The following is a 17,608-nucleotide window of genomic DNA, read 5'->3' as shown; positions in this document are numbered from 1 at the left end:
ATAACCTATTTTAGAAGGAGTGAAGTTATAGTGCAAGTTTCTTCTTTTATGGATTCTACCTTTTTTTCTCTGGTAATTTTTCCCATTATAATTTTCGCCATGAGGCTTTGTGATGTAAGTTTGATGACTATAAGGATCATCTTCGTCTCAAAAGGGATCAAGTTTTGGGCATCCGTATTAGGATTTTTTGAAATAATGGTATGGCTTGTAGCTATTTCGCAAGTTATGAATAATTTAGATAAACCTCTTTATGCAATCGCTTATGCCTTGGGATTTGCTACTGGAAACTATCTAGGTGCTTTTTTGGAAGAGAAAATAGCTATTGGAGTAAATTTAGTTCGTGTCATAACCAATAAAGAAGCTCAGCCTTTAGTTGATTATTTGAATAAAGGTGGTTTTGGAGTGACAAGTTTAGACGCGGAGGGATCTAAAGGTCCTGTGAAAATTATATACAGTGTGGTTAGAAGAAAAGATTTAAAAAAAATTATTGATATAGTTAATGAATTCAATCCAAATGCATTTTATTCAATTGAAGAAGTTAGGGCTATCAACAAAGGAATTTTTCCTCCACAAAACGTTAATTTCAAATTTAGAAACAAACTAACTCGAAAAGGCAAATAACTGATAGAGTAGTAGTTTGGTTGAAGACATCAGAAGTAAAGTATTTTTATGGTATAATTGCATTGTATATTTGTTAGTTGTTTTTAAATTATTAGCATAAGGAGGGATATTGATATGGCTTTAAAAATTTCCTCACCAGTTTTTAAAAATAACGATTATATTCCAAGTACCTATACTTGCGAGGGTAGGGATGTTAGCCCCACATTGCTAATCGAAGGAATCCCAGAAAAAGCGAAATCTTTGGCGTTGATAATGGATGACCCAGATGCTCCGATGGGAACATTCGTGCATTGGGTGGCATGGAACATTGAGGTGGTTGAAGAGATTCCTGAAAGAATCCCAAAAGAATACTCTGTAACCCATCCGCTTTCATTAAATCAAGGAAAAAACAGTGCTCATCAAACTGGATACATGGGGCCTTGTCCTCCTGTTGGGCATGGAGTTCACCATTACCATTTCAAACTTTACGCATTAGATACAACGTTGGATTTACCTCAAAATACCAAAAAAGAAGATCTATTGAAAGCTATGGAAGGTCATATAATAGAAAAGGCAGAAATTGTAGGATTGTATAAAAGAGATTAAGTTTTTTGAGGGTTGTGATATAAATTTTAGAATTTCTAAAAACACTATTTCAAAAAATAATCAGGAGGGGAAAGATGGATTTAAAACTCGATGTCGTACAGTTAGATATTCCCGAAGATACGAATATAATAGTGGGGCAATCGCATTTCATAAAAACTGTTGAAGATATCTATGAAGGTATAGTTACAACAAATCCTTCTTTAAAATTTGGTTTAGCGTTCAACGAAGCCTCTGGTCCTCGTCTTATAAGATACGATGGGAACGACGATGAATTAATTAAAGTAGCTATCGATAATGCTCAAAAGATAGGAGCAGGTCATTGCTTTGTATTAATGATAAAAAACGGTTTTCCAATAAATATTAAAAATCAACTGTTGAATGTTCAAGAAGTGCTTAATATTTTTGCTGCAACTGCAAATCCTCTCCAAATAATTGTAGCTGAAAGTGATCAGGGAAGGGGCATATTAGGAGTAATAGACGGGAATCCCCCAGTAGGTGTTGAAAAAGAAGTTGACAAAGAAAAAAGAAAAACGTTCTTGCGAGAAGTAACAAAGTACAAAAGATGATAAGCTCACTATATAGTTTATTAAGATGAAGGAGAAAGCATGTGGGTATTTTTTATAATTCTAGCAGTTTTACTATTCTATTTACTCTTTTTCTGGATAATTCCTTTTTCATTAAAAGGCGCAATATTCGATCCAAGTAGAAAAAAAGATGTTGAAAAGATGTTGGAACTGGCCGAAATAAAAGGAGAAGAGATCTCAGCAGATTTGGGTTCCGGAGATGGGCGTGTTGTCATAGCTTTTGCTAGAAAAGGTATTCAAGCTCATGGTTTTGAGATAAATCCTTTGTTAGTAATTATTTCAAAGATAAATATCAGAAGAGCTGGCTTAAAAAGAAAAGCGTTCATTCATTGGAAAAACTTTTGGAAAGCAGATTTATCTAAATTTGATATCATAACAGTTTTTCAAGTGGATTTTGCGATGAATGAACTAGAAAATAAGTTAAAAAAAGAACTCAAACCTGAAGCAAAAGTAATTTCAAATCAATGGGCCTTTCCAAACTGGAAATATTCAAAATATGAAAACGGTATATATGTTTATGAATCAACCGAATTTCCAACAAAATAGAGGATGGTTTTATGGATCTAAATTATCAAGAAGAAAAGGCTCTGGATTTTAAGCTTCTGGTGTCGGTTATACTGAATTTTGGTATAACCATAGCCGAAATATTGGGTGGAATCTTTTCGAACAGTTTAGCTTTGTTATCAGATGCTATACATAATTTGAACGATACTTCTGCTATTTTTATAAGTTATATCGCAAGAATTTTATCAAAAAAGCAACGAGACCCAAAAAGAACATATGGTTATAAAAGGGTAGAGACACTTGCCGCTTTTGTAAATACAGAGATTTTGATATTTATTGCTGTTTATTTACTTATTGAAGGTATTAATAAATTATCAAATCCTACAATCATACAGGGGGAAGTTATGTTAACCGTGGCTTTTATTGGTTTAGCAGGAAATTTAATAACCGCTTTTTTATTACATTCTGGTTCAAAAACGAATCTAAATATCAAAGCCACTTTTATCCATATTCTTAGCGATACTATTTCGTCTATATTGGTAATCATAGGAGCATTTTTGATCATTTATCAAAAATTTTACATTGTTGATCCTATATTCACTTTTATGATAAGCGGGTATATTTTTGTAGAAAGTATACCATTGCTTAAGAATACTATAAATATACTACTACAAGGAACTCCGACGGATATTGAAATTGAAAAACTGAAAGCAAAGTTAGAACAGTTTGATTTCGTAAAAGATGTTCATCATATTCACATTTGGACAACCGATGGAAAAGACAAATATATGGAAGCCCATATAAGGCTCCAAGAAAAGTTTGACCAAAATAATTATGAGTTGGATGATTGTATAGATGAATTAAACGAACTTTTAAAAGAAGAATTTGAAATCAATCATACAACTTTGCAATTTGAAAAAAATAGATGTTTAGAAGAAGAAAAAATTATATAAGTGTCTACAAAATTGGAGGGGGAATACGAGTGAGAATAAATCTAGGTGATGTTTTTACAGAACCATTTAAAATAGTTGGTAAAAATCCTATCATACTTATACCTGTCTTTATTGGAATTATCTTATCTTTACTTTTTGATGTGGTGGGGTTTATAGGCCCCATAGCTAATTTAGTATCTTCTATTATTATTGGGATTATTACAGTTTTTTTCTTTGCTTGGACCACCATCTTATTTGACCAATATAAAAAAGGTGAAGAAATAGATCTTAAAAAAAGCTATTCTCAAATTAGTCAAGTTCTCTTAGAGATAATCGTGCTTTCTATTGTGATAGGTTTTCTGATATCTCTTGGAACCTTAGCTTTTGTTATTCCAGGATTAATACTAGCTCTTTTCCTAATTTTTTCACCGTGTGCGTTAGTGGTTGACAACCTTTCAGTTACCGATTCTATGAAAAGGAGTTTTTCTTTCGTTTTTAAAGGAGAAAACTTTTTACAAATATTTCTAGTTTTACTTGTTATTTTTCTTTTGGGAATAATCCCTGTTGTCGGACTTTATTTATCAATTATTTTAGAATTTATTCTTATACCTTACATTTATGTAGAGTATTCAAAATAGTTGGCACCTGAATTGCGAGGTGAAGGGGCGCAAAAACACGTGTTAGAGTTTCTAAAGATAGTATAAAAATAAATATTTGGAGGTGTTTTCTTTGAATCAAAAAAAGGCTCTTGGTATATTAGAATATGCTTTATCAAAAGAAACAGAAGGAATGCAATTTTACGAATCAAAAGCAAAAACTGTGAAGATTCAACAGGTTAAGGAAACCTTTGAAGATTTAAGTAAGATGGAGAAAGGTCACGTAGATTATATAAGTAATCTTATAAAAGATGTAAAAAGTCACGATTATGTACATTTCTCACAACCCACTGACGTGGGGCAATCTTTTTCCAAAAGAGCTGCCCAAGAAATTGTTTACGGGGGCGATTTTACTGCCTTAAAATCCGATATACCGGTATTAAGAATGGCTTATCTTATCGAAGAAGATTTTATGAACTTCTATAACAAGGCTGCTGAAAGTGTTGAAGACGATGAGTTAAAAAAAATACTGAATCATCTAGCCGAATGGGAAAAAGACCATAGAGATAGGATTTATACACTCTATCAAAAAATATCCAAAGATTATTGGGAACACATGGATGTTGAACCATTGTATTGAAAGATTTAAACAGGAGGGATGCAACTTGCATCCCTTTTTTAGATTTAATGCTAGAAGATCTAATTATTTAGGTATTCGGAGGTCACCATGAAATTTATTCATACTGCAGATTGGCATCTTGGAAAGATAATATATTCCAATTATATGACCCAGGATCAAAAATATGTTTTAGACAATTTTTTGGCATATTTATCAGAAACTCCACCAGATGTACTATTGATATCAGGAGATTTATACGATAGAGGTATCCCTCCTTCAGAAGCAATTAATCTATTGAACGAAGTACTCTCCAAAGTTGTACTAGAATTAAAAATTCCCACACTTATAATCTCAGGAAATCACGATAGCGATGAAAGGCTTGAGTTCTTAAACGGCATACTCTCTAATATGAACCTTCATATCGAAGGTACTTTAAAAAAAGAAGTTAAAAAAGTCACCTTTAAAGACGAGTTTGGCCTCGTTAATTTTTTTATGCTTCCATATGTTGATCCTCAAAAAGCCAGTGATATATTTAAGATAAATTTTGAAAATAAAACCCAGCTTTTGAAGCATTACATAGATAGTATTAATGTGAATGAAGATGAAAGAAACGTATTGATAGCTCATGAATACATAATGGGTGGATTGAATAGCGAATCCGAAAGGCCTTTATCAATTGGAGGAAGCGAATATATTGATCCTTCGGTTTTTGATAAATTTGATTACGTTGCCCTTGGACATCTTCACAGACCTCAAAAGATCAAAAATATATATTATTCAGGTTCTCTTTTAAAGTACTCATTCAGTGAAGTAGACCATAAAAAAGGGATGAATCTAGTAGAAATGAAAGAAAAGGGCAGTATACTAGTTGAAAAATTGAGCTTTAATACTGCCAAAGATATGAAGGTGATAAGAGGATATTTTGATGACATAATGAAAACGGAGAGTTCAGATGATTATCTTCAAATAATATTAGAAAATTCTAAACCTGTATATGATGCTATAAACAAACTGAGAGCGAAATTTCCGAATGTTCTGTCCCTGGATTTTCCTAATTTAAAAACAAATGATGAAATAAAGACAAAAGATTATAACATAAAGAAAATATCACCAGTGGATCTTTTCGAGTCGTTTTACAAAGAGGTCAAGAACCAAGAACTTTCTTTTGAGGAAAAACAGATAGTAACAAGTATTTTCAATGAACTCCTAAAGACAAGTGGTGAAGAAAGATGAGACCCATAAAATTAAAATTCCAAGCGTTTGGTCCTTTTTTAGAAGAGCAGGAAATAGACTTTATCAAATTAAGAAACGATACTTTATTCTTAATTACCGGTCCAACAGGTGCGGGTAAAACTACTATTTTCGATGCTATCTGTTATGCATTATACGGAAATGGGTCGATGGGGGAAAGAGGAGATGCGATAGCGAGGTCTCATTTTGCAGATGAAAACACCGACACATACGTAGAATTTGAGTTTCAATTCAAAGATAAAAGGATAGAAATCTCAAGGACGCCTTCTTACGAAAGATCCAAAAAAGACGGTGAAGGGACCACAAAACAAAATAGTCAAGCTAGTATAAAAATATATCAAAATGGTGAATTGATATTACATGAATCAGGGGTGAAAAAAGTAAATAGTAAGGTAGAAGAATATTTGGGCCTTAACTATGAACAATTCAAACAGATAATAATGATTCCGCAAGGGGAATTCAGAAAGTTTATAACAGCAAATTCAAATGAAAGAGCAGAGATTTTTAGGAAGATATTTGACATAAGTATATATGAAAGTTTTGAACAAAAAATAGACGAGATTTTTAAAAATATAGAAAAAGGATTAAAAGACCAACGACAAAAAGTCAGAAACATACTAGAATCAATAAATCTTGAATCAGAAGGATACAAACAATTATTGCAGTTAGAAAGCATCGACCCTGAAAATTTAATTGACCAATTAAAAAAAGAAATTAGGCGTAAGGAAATTTCAAAAGAAGAAACCAAAAAACAAAAATCTCAAAAACAAGATGAACTTCAAAAACTAAACACAGAGCTTGAGAAGATAAAAAAAGCTAACGAACTAATCGAAAAGAAAGAAACCCTTAAAAAAGAGATCGAGGAACTTCAACAAAATTCCAAGTATATTCAAGGAAAAGAAGAACTCCTTAATAGCTTAAAGAAAGCAAAAGAGATGCTTCCATACGAAGAAAGATACTTAGAATACCAGCAAGAATTAAACGATAAAAAGAACCAACTCAAAAATCAACAAAGTATATTAGATAAAAGTATGGAAGAAAAGCAACGAATCAACGAAAAATTACCAGAAATTGAAAAGCAATACCAAAATATATCCGCTGTTGAAAAAGAAATTGAAGATCTCAACCAAAAATTAGATAAATACGTTAAGTACAAAAACTTAATAAAAGAATATAACACAAAAAAGAAACTTTTGGATGTAAAGGTTAATGAAAGTCATGAAAAGGATAAGAAACTTTCAAAAGTTCAAGAAAAATTGGAACAAAATGAAAATTATATATCAGAAAACGAAGATATAAACGTTGAAATACTTAAAAACGAAATTAGTACAAATGAAAAATTATTATCTGCAGCCGGCGAATTATTGAAAAAATACACAGAATTGGTAGGTTTGCACAGAAAATATCAGAAAGTAAAAAAAGAAAAAGAAGAAATAGAGATAGAAATCCAAGATTTAAGAGAAGAACAAAACGAAAAGACGGCCGATTTTATAAAATCACAGGCATACCATCTCGCATCCAATCTAAAAGAAGGAGAACCATGTCCCGTTTGTGGATCTACCGTTCACCCTTCTCCTGCCAAAAGTACCGGAAAATTAATAACAGAAAAAGAACTAGAGGAAATCAACCAAAATATGAATAAAAAAGAGAAAGAAAAAACAAAGATACTAAAAAATTACGAAGACATCTCAACCAAATATTCACAAGAGGTATCTTTATTTAAATTGGAATATAAAAGAATCTGTGAAGGATTACAAATTCCCCAAGAAAGTGAGCATATATACACTCATATACAAAATTTAATAAAAATGCTCGAAGATAAATTAGACCAGCAAAAACAAGAATACGACCAAAAAATAAAAATATACGAAAAAGTCAAATCACTGAAAAACCTTAATAAAAAAATAAAAGAAGAAATTAAAGAGTTAGAAGAGCAAAGGGAAACGTTGAGAAAAATTATAGATGAATCGAAATCAGAAATTATAGAACTAACAACTAAAATTACAAATCTCAAAGAACAATTAGAGAACAAAACTGAAAATGGAATAACAAGCGAAATACAAGAAAAGAGGAAATTTATTCAAGATATCAAAACCACTTACGAACAAAAAAGAGAAGAATCTAACAGAATCTCAGAAATAATAAACTCTTCAAAAGGAACAATAAAAACATTAACCGAAGATATAACTAAATTAGACGACCAAGTAAAAAATGCTGAGCAAAAGTTTGATCAAATGCTAGGAAGAATGGGACTAGCGAACCAACTAGAATATCAAGCACTAAAAAAACAAATTAATTTAATAGAAAGTTTGGAAGAGAAAGTTCAAAGATATAAAGAAGAATTAAAGGATAAGCAGACTCTTCTTATTGATTTAGAAGAATCCACTAAAAACCTAAAAAAAACTGATGAAACACCTATAGTAAATGAAATAGATCAATTACAAAAAGAAATTGAAGAGTTAATTAAAAAGGAAACAAATTTAGAATATGAAATAAAATATCTGAAAAGCACAAAAGCTAATTTAGAAACAGTAATAAAAGAAATAGAAAGACAAGAAAAAGAATATTCAATTATAAAGAACTTAAGAGATGTCAGCAAAGGGGATAACAACACAAGAATCAGCCTTAGTAAATATGTACTAGCCTATTATTTTGAAGAAATATTATCTCAAGCGAATCTAAGATTAAACAAATTAACAGATGGAAGATATCAATTGCATAGATCTTCTAAGGTACTTGATGCAAGGAAAAGTGAAGGTTTAGAAATCATGGTTTTTGATATATACACTGGAAAAGAAAGAGAAATAAAGACACTTTCAGGAGGGGAAAGTTTTAAAGCAGCACTAGCTCTTGCTTTAGGGTTAGCCGATGTAGTGCAAAGCGAAGCTGGTGGAATATCTTTAGATACGATTTTCATAGATGAAGGATTCGGCAGCCTAGATACAAACTCTCTTGATAGTGCGATTGAAGTATTAACAGAGTTAAATAGCTCTGGAAGGATGGTGGGCATAATATCTCATGTAAATGAATTAAAAGAAAGAATTAATTCAAAAATCGAGGTAATACCAGGAAAAAATGGCAGCTATATACAGACAAGGTTCTCCTTCTTTTAAATTAGCTGCCAGCTTTTCAATTTAAATTCCTCTTTGGTTTATTAAAACCATTGGGGAGAAGAGAGAAAAAAAAGGAGGAAAAAAATTTAAATTCCTCTTTGGTTGATTAAAACCTGCACTCATTTTGGCGAGCGTGTATATGCTTCGTGATTTAAATTCCTCTTTGGTTGATTAAAACCAAGATCGCAAACCTTGATGCGGCCAAGATTACAAATTTAAATTCCTCTTTGGTTGATTAAAACCTCCTTGAGAACCGCGCATAGACTATATTTGGATAAATTTAAATTCCTCTTTGGTTGATTAAAACCATACTCCGCTCCCGGTACCTATACTCTGAGTGTCAAATTTAAATTCCTCTTTGGTTGATTAAAACCAGAGACACGAGCTTGAATGAGAGTGATTGGTCTTATTTAAATTCCTCTTTGGTTGATTAAAACGATGAAAAGTACCAAAAGGAACTTCAGGAATGGCAAATTTAAATTCCTCTTTGGTTGATTAAAACCCGAACTTGTCGGGTTTTGAGAAGGTAGCAGCGTCCATATTTAAATTCCTCTTTGGTTGATTAAAACTCAAGGAATTCATCCAGTATTGCAGAAAGGTGAAAGAATTTAAATTCCTCTTTGGTTGATTAAAACAAAACGTATGCGATCGTTGAGATATCTGTTTGCGACATTTAAATTCCTCTTTGGTTGATTAAAACCTTAAGGTTGAAGTATAAAGAGGAAGATAATAAAAATTTAAATTCCTCTTTGGTTGATTAAAACCCTGTGAATATTTTGATAGAAACTTCTTTTCTTGAAAATTTAAATTCCTCTTTGGTTGATTAAAACAATGAAATCTGGATCGGGGATTATCAACGAATGTCAGATTTAAATTCCTCTTTGGTTGATTAAAACAAATTTACACTGATATAAAATACATAATGAATTACGAATTTAAATTCCTCTTTGGTTGATTAAAACATGTGCTACAACTGGGGGTATGGGAACGTTATCAAGATTTAAATTCCTCTTTGGTTGATTAAAACGCTGCTATGGAAATTGATGCGTCATACTACGCCTCGCAGATTTAAATTCCTCTTTGGTTGATTAAAACGTTCTGAACAAGTACTATTTGCGCCAGTTTGGTGACGAATTTAAATTCCTCTTTGGTTGATTAAAACATGCAAAAAAGTACGCAGTCGTTCAATAGTGTGCTGGAATTTAAATTCCTCTTTGGTTGATTAAAACAAAACAACGTTGTGCTAGTCATAGAACATGAAAACAATATTTAAATTCCTCTTTGGTTGATTAAAACGGGCAAGAATCACCGCAACCAACTACTATAGGGAGGTATATTTAAATTCCTCTTTGGTTGATTAAAACAAGCATGTATATGCTTCGTGTTGCCTGGGCCAACAATATTTAAATTCCTCTTTGGTTGATTAAAACGAAATCGACTTCACGAAATATAGAAAAGCGTTTCTGATTTAAATTCCTCTTTGGTTGATTAAAACTAGGTACGTCTTTGATCCTGCGCAGCACACAATATTATTTAAATTCCTCTTTGGTTGATTAAAACCGGATATGTGAGAATTTCGGGTATACATACGCAGAAATTTAAATTCCTCTTTGGTTGATTAAAACGTAGGTACATCTTTGATCCTGCGCAGAACACAATATTATTTAAATTCCTCTTTGGTTGATTAAAACAAAAGGAACGGTGTTCCTTTTTGGGTATGGGCTATTATATTTAAATTCCTCTTTGGTTGATTAAAACGAATTTGGGGTAGGGGGGATAATGAGGGGGAAGATAATTTAAATTCCTCTTTGGTTGATTAAAACTAGTAGGATTGCAAATGTTAAAGCCTGAATGGTTTATATTTAAATTCCTCTTTGGTTGATTAAAACCCAATTAAAAGCTCATTTAAAATATTTAAAAAAGAAATTTAAATTCCTCTTTGGTTGATTAAAACGGGAGTAATTTCAAGCTTTATAACCCTTTTATAAAGAATTTAAATTCCTCTTTGGTTGATTAAAACCCTGGAAGAAACGTCTTAGCTTCAACAGCTTTATTCGATTTAAATTCCTCTTTGGTTGATTAAAACGGATACAACCCATCTAATAAAAGTATAACATTCCAATTTAAATTCCTCTTTGGTTGATTAAAACTAATTATAGTGTATCAAGTTATACATATATTTAAAAATTTAAATTCCTCTTTGGTTGATTAAAACGGATGTCAGTGGCCTTGGCTGATCAGGCATCTGTGGAATTTAAATTCCTCTTTGGTTGATTAAAACGGTTATCAAAAATATGATTGATTAAGGATTAGAAATAACTCATATCTAACATTTTGCGTCAAACCTCCAATGATTTTTTTAGGTTTTCTTGAACATGCAAAATGTCAGTATTAATCAAGCTTTTGATTTTATCATTGTTAATAAAATATTAAATCAAATAAATGGATTTTCTACTTTGTTTTTTTCTTTATTCAAAACTGCTCCGAGTTCTTTATCGTAAGTTAGATTGGTACATAATTTTATTCCACTTAACCATTTACGAATTGTTGCACTTATTTCTCCGTTTATGGGTATTTCTTTTAGGTTTTGATTCACTAAAAAATAATTCATTGAGATAACATACTCGTTTAGTATCTTGTTTTTAAAATCTGAATAATCAGAAAATTTATAGGTTTTAAGCTCATTTACAAAATCGTCTATTTTATTTTCTGGAACTACATCAACGTTTGCAACCTGTCTGAACATACTTTGAGCTTCTAGCTTTGAAGCGCTACTGTATCCTGAATCAAAAACCTGTAGTGCATTTTGAAATTCTTGCTTAATTTTGGATTGTTCATTAAAAATCTCTGCATACATTTTAGAGACAAGGGTTTGCTTTTCCTTTTCACATAGTTTAGAATCATGATTTTTCAATATATCAAAAGTTGAACTAAGTGCTTCAGGATAATATACTTTTCCTTTACTGCTTTCAAAGATGGTATTTTTCTTTTTACCTTCCATATTTTGAGTCACAATAAACACATTTTCTTCTGTTAAATCGAATGAATCCTCTTCTTTTATTCTTCTCATGACTCTACCAAATCGTTGTATTAGTACATCGATAGGAGCGATTTCAGTTATCATATAGTCAGAATCGATATCAAGCGATGTTTCTATTATTTGGGTAGAAACTAAGATTTTTGGCTCTATTTCATCTTCGCTCTTAGGGTTTTTAAATTCTTGAATTATTGTACTTTCTTTATCTCTTTTATCGTTAAAAGTATACCGTGAATGAAGTAAAAATGTTTTTATTTTTTCATCTTTTTTTAGATTCATTATATTTTTATAGATATTCTGAGCATATTCCACTGTGTTGCATACTACCATAACCCTTTTGCCTGATTTTGCTAAATCTAAGGCTTTTTCTGTTATTTCGCTTTCGCTCATGGTTGTCAATTTAAATTTATGTTTGCAGAAGGTTGGGGAGATAGAATTATAACGATTTATAACCCGTTTAGAGGGATCAATATCAAAAGATTTCGATTCGAATCTTCTTTTTAGTTCATCAAGGAAAAAGTTTGGAAGGGTAGCGGTTATAACTATAACATTACCACCATAATCGATTATTTCTTCTATAGCTTTTATTATCATGGCAATTGCTTTAGGATCATACGACTGAACCTCATCTATTATGAATTTTGAATTTGGAAAAGTAGTATAAATTTTCTGAAAAGAAGGATATTTCATTATCGAAGGGAAAATTTGATCTCCGGTACAAACTATAAAAGGATAAGCTAAATTTTTAGCCATTTCTATGTTGGTTCTTATTTCACCTCCATATTCCGGATCCTCATCATACTTTTTTGAAAGATATTCAAACGCTTCAGAATGTAATAAAGACACTTTTTCTTTTGTAAAAATGTCAGATAATCTTTCATACATTGCATTGGATGAAACTTTCATAGGTAATAAATAAATTGTCTTTTTCCCAGTATATGTGTAAAGAGCATATTCAGTTTTTCCACTACCTGTTGGAGCGATTAAAATGGATATCTTATCATTTATAGGCAGCTTTTTTTGCCAAATTTCATTCTCACTAATGTTTTTATTTTTTAGATAGGCATCTATTTTGTTTTCTGTTTCTGTCTTAGATAGAGGCGGTATCTCTAATGGATAATCGTTTATATTATAATTATTTGTTTCAAGATAAGATGAAAAATGATCAGCTCTCATTAGACTGCCTATAGTCAAAATATGCATTTTTAGATTTTCTTTTCTTTCTTTAATTATTTGAGGTAAGAAAGTTAGTACATATGGAGGCAGTATTAAGCCCGTTCCTATTAAGGAAGAACCATGTGTAATTGCGGTATACAATTTCTCATCAAAAGCAATGTAAGTTTCTATTTCAGTTCCTTTGAAATGATTTTTTAATTTGCTTTCTATTTCTCTTAAACCTTTTTCACCTGTTGTTTCCAGAAAAAGTTTAAGAGTTCCATTGCTTTCTAAAATGATTCCTGAAAAATTATCTCTGAAATGGTGGAAAACTACGTTTGAAAGGACAATTCTTATTGATTCTTCATTCAATTTCTCCATAAGTTTTATTTTATCAATGAAAAAAAGGGATGCAATGCTATGAGGAATATTAGCAACATCAGCAATAGAATCATCCCAATTGTAATTTTTATTTTTTAAAATCTGTTTTTGAAAGTGTGGTATAGCTTTTCCCAAATCATGCAAAAAAGCACTGTATTTAAGAATATCCTCATAGTTAGAATTAGAAAAGCTTAACTTTTTGATTTGGGTGAAAACGTCAAAAGTGTGCTGCTTAAGAGTCGTTGAATTGTTGCTCTTAGCATATAAGTCTTCCATTTTTTCACCTCTTTTTTATCTTTGTAAAAAAAAGTGGCACATCATCATCTATATAAAATTCATAATTTTTGGTAGTACTATAAGGTAGATCATTATTATAGATAAGCTTTGAAGGAATATAATTGAAATTTCTCACATAGTTTACTTTTAACTTATTATCAGATTTAAAAGATATTTTCTTTATTTCATACAATGAACTAATTAAGTTTTCGGCCGATGCAAGTTTGGAATAAAATTCTTTATAGTGACTATTTTCTTCTGTCTCATATAAAGAATCGTTTGGATTAGCGACCCAAGTACTTCCTTCTAATCTTCCATATATGGGTCGTTTAACAACATCTATGACTTTTATGTTATTTATTTGCGCCCAATCTTCTGATCGGCCAAGATGCAGATGATGCAACCATTTTTCTGGTAAGGAAGAATTTTGAATTAATTTACCATAAAAATCTTTTTGTTCGGAGTATAGATATATATTTAGATGGACATCATTCAATTCTTCTAAGATTATTGGAGATTGTGAACCAATATGTTCTGTTTCTACGTGGACTCGATTTTTAGATAAGTTCCTCAACCAACTATAGGACTTACTTTTTGAGAGAAATTTAGAATAAACAGCAATATAATTTGTGGATTGCAAAAAGGAACTTATAAGACTTTTCTCCCCTAAAATATTACAGAAAAAACCGATTATAGTTGAATACGGTGGAGATATATAAGTTAACCATCTACTTTGTGAATAAGGAATTCTGTACAAAGCTGCTGGTTGATAAAGTTCAAATTTCAAAACTTTCATTTTTTATCTTCCTTAGTGATTAAATCATCTATCTTTTGAGATTTAGGGATGTTCGTTTGAAAAGGTTCTATAGTTAATTTAGAAGGACTATCTTTTAAATAAATGCTTTCTATATATTCGTTACTTAAAAGATCCTCTATATTTTCTTTTGTAATTCTCATTGGAGAAACGTCAAAATCAATGCTTAATTTGTGGTGAAAAATTGGCGCAGGTATTTTAACCTTTGCGACGATCATAAAAAGAGGAATTATACATTCATGTTCTGTGGATGCATGATAGACTAATCCATTTTGAAGAACTTCTAATATTTGCTTTATCCTTTTTTCTTTAACTTCATCATCAACTATGAAATTTATTGTTTTTTGATTATCATTCTCCTTGATTATAACTTTCCCTTTCTCATGCTTATACTCTGTCTCAGAAATTTTTTCTAAATTTCTAACAAAGAGAATCTTTCCTGAATCGTTCTTCTTCTTCTTCGTAGCTTCTAGAGAAATCTTTAAGGTACCCTCTGAAAATTCTGTTTCTCCGTTACTAATAATCCAAGAATCTTTACCTATCCTATCTTCGTCAATTGTCACAGAATATTTAAATATCCCAAAAAATTCCTCTTTTTGGTATGGATTTGGAGTAGTGCCTGACCTCTTTGCCATCTCAGGATTTGCGTAAAAAGCCATATCACCTCTCCATTCTTCGAAAGAAAGTGCCTTTGTAATTCCAAGAGGTGCTTTTCTAACCGTACTCAAAGAGCCTTCTTCGGTGGACATATATCCAAAAAAGTCTAGTTCTGCATTTTCCAATATATTAGACTTTTTCAGATCAAATTGAATTGCTTCTTTTGAGTTTTTTGGAACAGTTACAGCAGCTTCTTTCCAATCTTCCGGATACAGTCTATTCAAGGTATAGAAAAGGTAATGCCTTATTGCATTTCTAGATATAAAAGCAAGAATTTTATTACCATAAGATAGCTTTTTTATCGTTAGTATATTGTTCCCCATTTTTTCGTCGCGATTTAATTCTGAAGCTTCAAATACCATTGTAGCTGTTATACTCATAGTTGTTCTTCCTCCTTTTTTTGGGCATTTTTTATTCCTGTTAAAAAGTTATACATTCCTGCTTGGAATAAATCCTCTGGAAATTGTGGGTTAAATATCCTCGACAAGTTCTCTGGTATTTTTTCGTTGAAAGATGCAAAAATTCGAAGTATTGTATACTGAGTTTGTGCTTTTTTCCCAAGACGAACCATTTCTAAGATTTTGAATATGTTTCTCTTCAAACTTTCAATAAGATCTTCATTTTTGCAGTTTTTTCCTTCATAATACAGATTCTCTACACTTATAACTTTTTCTTTCATTTGTTCACCTCCTAAGATTTTTTGAATTTCTGTATAAATTTTTATTTCATAATAGGGTGCATAATCATTTTTTAACTCTTTATAAACTAACTTAAGAATTTTTGAAAAGTCTGATGAAATAATGTAGTCCAAAATATTTTGCTTGTTGTAAGTAATTTCTTGTAAATAAGAGATAATAATTGGAGAAACAAATAATTTTGCTGTAAGATCTGTAATATTATTAAAAGTAACATTCGACCCACTTATCTCTATAATTTCTGTATTAGAAAGAGTCCAAGAATTTCTTATTATCATTTCTGAAGTTTGAGCTTGCATTAAAAATTCCTTTCGATCAATTCTTTCCATGTTTTTTGCTAGTTGGTTTAATTTGTACATTAGATTGAACGAGGTTGAATTAATAAAAATATTTTCGAATCCTTTGTGTCTGAATAATAAGAACTGTGAGCATGTGGGACATATTAAAAGTTCTGAAATATCTTGAAAATTCGCGTTTGGGAATTTTCCATAACTACCCCCAATGTCTTGAAACAAGGCTAAGTTGAAGGAAATTTGATAATCATTTGTTTCAGAATTATTTTCAGGGACCATCCTTTGATTGCAAAAAGAACAAATTAATCCATTTTCAATAGTTTTTGGTTTAGAAAAGAAATTAATGATACTTAGTTTTTTATCTTTTATTTGAGTATTAATAAAATTTTTATAGGGACCTGCATTAGAAAATAATTTGTTAAAGTTGGCGGTGAAGCCTTCTTCCTCCTGCTTTAAAGCGATTTTCTCTTTAAATGCTTGAGGATTTACCGATGTAATAAACATCCATCCTATTTTTGGTAAAGATCTGTTTTCGTCAAATTTTGGTTCATATTCTGGTTTTAGATTATATTTTGAGGATGTATTAAAATCACTCCATAAAAAATCCTCTAAATCTTGTTCTATTTCCACGTATTCTTCACCTTTAATTAATTGATCTACAACTTCCTCCCCATTTACCATTAATTCTTTAACGGCGTTTAAAAATCCAATAACGGAAGCATTCCAAATCCAGTTTGAAGAGTATAATTTCATCATTCCTCACCCACTTTGTCAAGATAACCAAAACCAGAACCCGTTTTGACTCCCATTCCTGTTTCGTATAAAAAGGTTATAATTTGAGGAGAGGATGTAATTTTAAAAAATCCTGTAAAACCTTTTATAAATCCACCGTAGTGTCTTATTAACGTATCTTTTGTATTTATATTTTCGAATAAAATATCTTTGTAAATATTTCCTAAACCAAGTAGTTCAAGCTTTTTCCTTGTTTGCAGGTTCAATATATATTGAAAAGTTGCAAATTCTTCCTGAGGAGTTACATAAAAATTTTTTTCATCTTTGGATACAAGAGGATTAGTTAAAATTACTGGAGACATTGTTTTAAAATAGATCGAAGATTTATTGTACATTTCTGGTGGGAAAGGAATAATAGTTTTTATAGAGAAATTAACTTGAGGGAAAGATAATTTGTAAGTTTGCTTTTTGAGATCAAGTAAACCATTGAAAAGAACCATTATTAGTTGCTCATCACTAGTTGAAAAATAAAAAGTAATATTTTTTGATGTTTGGAGAGAATTATTAGTTATTTTAAATTCTTTCCCAAAATATACAGCCCATGTGTAAGATTTGAGTGTCTTCTTTTGAAAAAGTTCGTTATAGTAAGTTGTATTCATTAAAGCTGATTTAAGCATTGAAATTAAGGTGGGTCTGTAGTCTAACGGTATATAGGAGGTATCGCTTTGACTTTCAAATATCACTTTTAATCTCAAATTTATCA

14 protein-coding genes and 1 CRISPR repeat array are annotated in these 17,608 nt (G+C 30.9%); of the genes, 9 read left to right on the top strand and 5 right to left on the bottom strand.

From position 1 onward, the window contains the following. Positions 1–30: 30 nt before the first annotated feature. The 9 genes from AA80_RS00385 (at position 31) to AA80_RS00345 (ending at position 8,805) form a co-directional block, all read left to right on the top strand. Positions 31–621 (top strand): DUF2179 domain-containing protein, encoded by a 591-nt coding sequence (locus AA80_RS00385; RefSeq protein ID WP_103875896.1) that lies wholly within the window; start codon positions 31–33, stop codon positions 619–621. 114 nt (positions 622–735) lie between these two features. Then, positions 736–1,206: a YbhB/YbcL family Raf kinase inhibitor-like protein gene (locus AA80_RS00380; RefSeq protein ID WP_103875895.1), complete on the top strand. Its 471-nt coding sequence runs from the start codon at positions 736–738 to the stop codon at positions 1,204–1,206. Between the two features lie 74 nt (positions 1,207–1,280). Beyond that, the gene (locus tag AA80_RS00375; RefSeq protein WP_103875894.1) at positions 1,281–1,772 is read left to right on the top strand and encodes an adenosine-specific kinase; all 492 of its coding nucleotides are present in this window, start codon (positions 1,281–1,283) and stop codon (positions 1,770–1,772) included. 39 nt (positions 1,773–1,811) lie between these two features. Further along, on the top strand, positions 1,812–2,336 hold the full coding sequence (locus tag AA80_RS00370) for a class I SAM-dependent methyltransferase (RefSeq protein WP_103875893.1): 525 nt from the start codon (positions 1,812–1,814) through the stop codon (positions 2,334–2,336). An 11-nt stretch (positions 2,337–2,347) separates the two neighbouring features. Continuing rightward, positions 2,348–3,247 (top strand): cation diffusion facilitator family transporter, encoded by a 900-nt coding sequence (locus AA80_RS00365; RefSeq protein ID WP_103875892.1) that lies wholly within the window; start codon positions 2,348–2,350, stop codon positions 3,245–3,247. Between the two features lie 29 nt (positions 3,248–3,276). Next, a complete protein-coding gene (locus tag AA80_RS00360; RefSeq protein ID WP_103875891.1) occupies positions 3,277–3,864 on the top strand; it encodes a YciC family protein in 588 nt (195 codons plus the stop codon). A gap of 91 nt (positions 3,865–3,955) precedes the next feature. Then, entirely contained in the window at positions 3,956–4,462 is a 507-nt protein-coding gene (locus tag AA80_RS00355; protein ID WP_103875890.1) for a ferritin-like domain-containing protein, read from the top strand. A gap of 87 nt (positions 4,463–4,549) precedes the next feature. Next, positions 4,550–5,674 (top strand): exonuclease SbcCD subunit D, encoded by a 1,125-nt coding sequence (locus tag AA80_RS00350; protein WP_103875889.1) that lies wholly within the window; start codon positions 4,550–4,552, stop codon positions 5,672–5,674. Continuing rightward, positions 5,671–8,805 carry an AAA family ATPase gene (locus AA80_RS00345; RefSeq protein ID WP_103875888.1) on the top strand — a complete coding sequence of 1,045 codons (3,135 nt, stop codon included), beginning with the start codon at positions 5,671–5,673 and terminating at the stop codon, positions 8,803–8,805. The genes AA80_RS00350 and AA80_RS00345 overlap by 4 nt, the downstream gene beginning before the upstream one ends. Positions 8,806–8,824: 19 nt before the next feature. After that, a CRISPR array of direct repeats spans positions 8,825–11,086; the repeat unit is 29 nt; unit sequence ATTTAAATTCCTCTTTGGTTGATTAAAAC. A 153-nt stretch (positions 11,087–11,239) separates the two neighbouring features. Here the strand turns inward: AA80_RS00345 and AA80_RS00340 are convergent. From AA80_RS00340 to cas6, 5 genes are read right to left on the bottom strand one after another with little or no spacing between them, the layout of a single operon-like run. Beyond that, the gene (locus AA80_RS00340; protein WP_103875887.1) at positions 11,240–13,654 is read right to left on the bottom strand and encodes a CRISPR-associated helicase/endonuclease Cas3; all 2,415 of its coding nucleotides are present in this window, start codon (positions 13,652–13,654) and stop codon (positions 11,240–11,242) included. A 4-nt stretch (positions 13,655–13,658) separates the two neighbouring features. Then, a complete protein-coding gene (cas5b, locus tag AA80_RS00335) occupies positions 13,659–14,450 on the bottom strand; it encodes a type I-B CRISPR-associated protein Cas5b (protein ID WP_103875886.1) in 792 nt (263 codons plus the stop codon). After that, complete coding sequence (gene cas7i / locus AA80_RS00330; protein WP_103875885.1) at positions 14,447–15,505, bottom strand: type I-B CRISPR-associated protein Cas7/Cst2/DevR; 1,059 nt, start codon at positions 15,503–15,505, stop codon at positions 14,447–14,449. The genes cas5b and cas7i overlap by 4 nt, the downstream gene beginning before the upstream one ends. Then, on the bottom strand, positions 15,502–16,869 hold the full coding sequence (locus AA80_RS00325) for a hypothetical protein (RefSeq protein ID WP_103875884.1): 1,368 nt from the start codon (positions 16,867–16,869) through the stop codon (positions 15,502–15,504). The genes cas7i and AA80_RS00325 overlap by 4 nt, the downstream gene beginning before the upstream one ends. Continuing rightward, positions 16,866–17,600: a CRISPR-associated endoribonuclease Cas6 gene (gene cas6 / locus AA80_RS00320; RefSeq protein ID WP_103875883.1), complete on the bottom strand. Its 735-nt coding sequence runs from the start codon at positions 17,598–17,600 to the stop codon at positions 16,866–16,868. The genes AA80_RS00325 and cas6 overlap by 4 nt, the downstream gene beginning before the upstream one ends. Between the last annotated feature and the right edge of the window lie 8 nt (positions 17,601–17,608).

Source organism: Petrotoga sibirica DSM 13575, from assembly GCF_002924625.1.
Lineage (GTDB): Bacteria > Thermotogota > Thermotogae > Petrotogales > Petrotogaceae > Petrotoga > Petrotoga sibirica.
Note: the sequence above shows the minus strand (reverse complement) of the source record. Positions and strands in the feature narration are given on the sequence as shown.

Bases quoted from the DNA above. Each gene is read 5' to 3' on its own strand.
- AA80_RS00380 (WP_103875895.1), top strand. From the start codon at position 736: ATGGCTTTAAAAATTTCCTCACCAGTTTTTAAAAATAACGATTATATT.
- AA80_RS00375 (WP_103875894.1), top strand. From the start codon at position 1,281: ATGGATTTAAAACTCGATGTCGTACAGTTAGATATTCCCGAAGATACG.
- AA80_RS00370 (WP_103875893.1), top strand. From the start codon at position 1,812: ATGTGGGTATTTTTTATAATTCTAGCAGTTTTACTATTCTATTTACTC.
- AA80_RS00365 (WP_103875892.1), top strand. From the start codon at position 2,348: ATGGATCTAAATTATCAAGAAGAAAAGGCTCTGGATTTTAAGCTTCTG.
- AA80_RS00350 (WP_103875889.1), top strand. From the start codon at position 4,550: ATGAAATTTATTCATACTGCAGATTGGCATCTTGGAAAGATAATATAT.
- AA80_RS00345 (WP_103875888.1), top strand. From the start codon at position 5,671: ATGAGACCCATAAAATTAAAATTCCAAGCGTTTGGTCCTTTTTTAGAA.
- AA80_RS00340 (WP_103875887.1), bottom strand. From the start codon at position 13,654: ATGGAAGACTTATATGCTAAGAGCAACAATTCAACGACTCTTAAGCAG.
- cas5b (WP_103875886.1), bottom strand. From the start codon at position 14,450: ATGAAAGTTTTGAAATTTGAACTTTATCAACCAGCAGCTTTGTACAGA.
- cas7i (WP_103875885.1), bottom strand. From the start codon at position 15,505: ATGAGTATAACAGCTACAATGGTATTTGAAGCTTCAGAATTAAATCGC.
- AA80_RS00325 (WP_103875884.1), bottom strand. From the start codon at position 16,869: ATGATGAAATTATACTCTTCAAACTGGATTTGGAATGCTTCCGTTATT.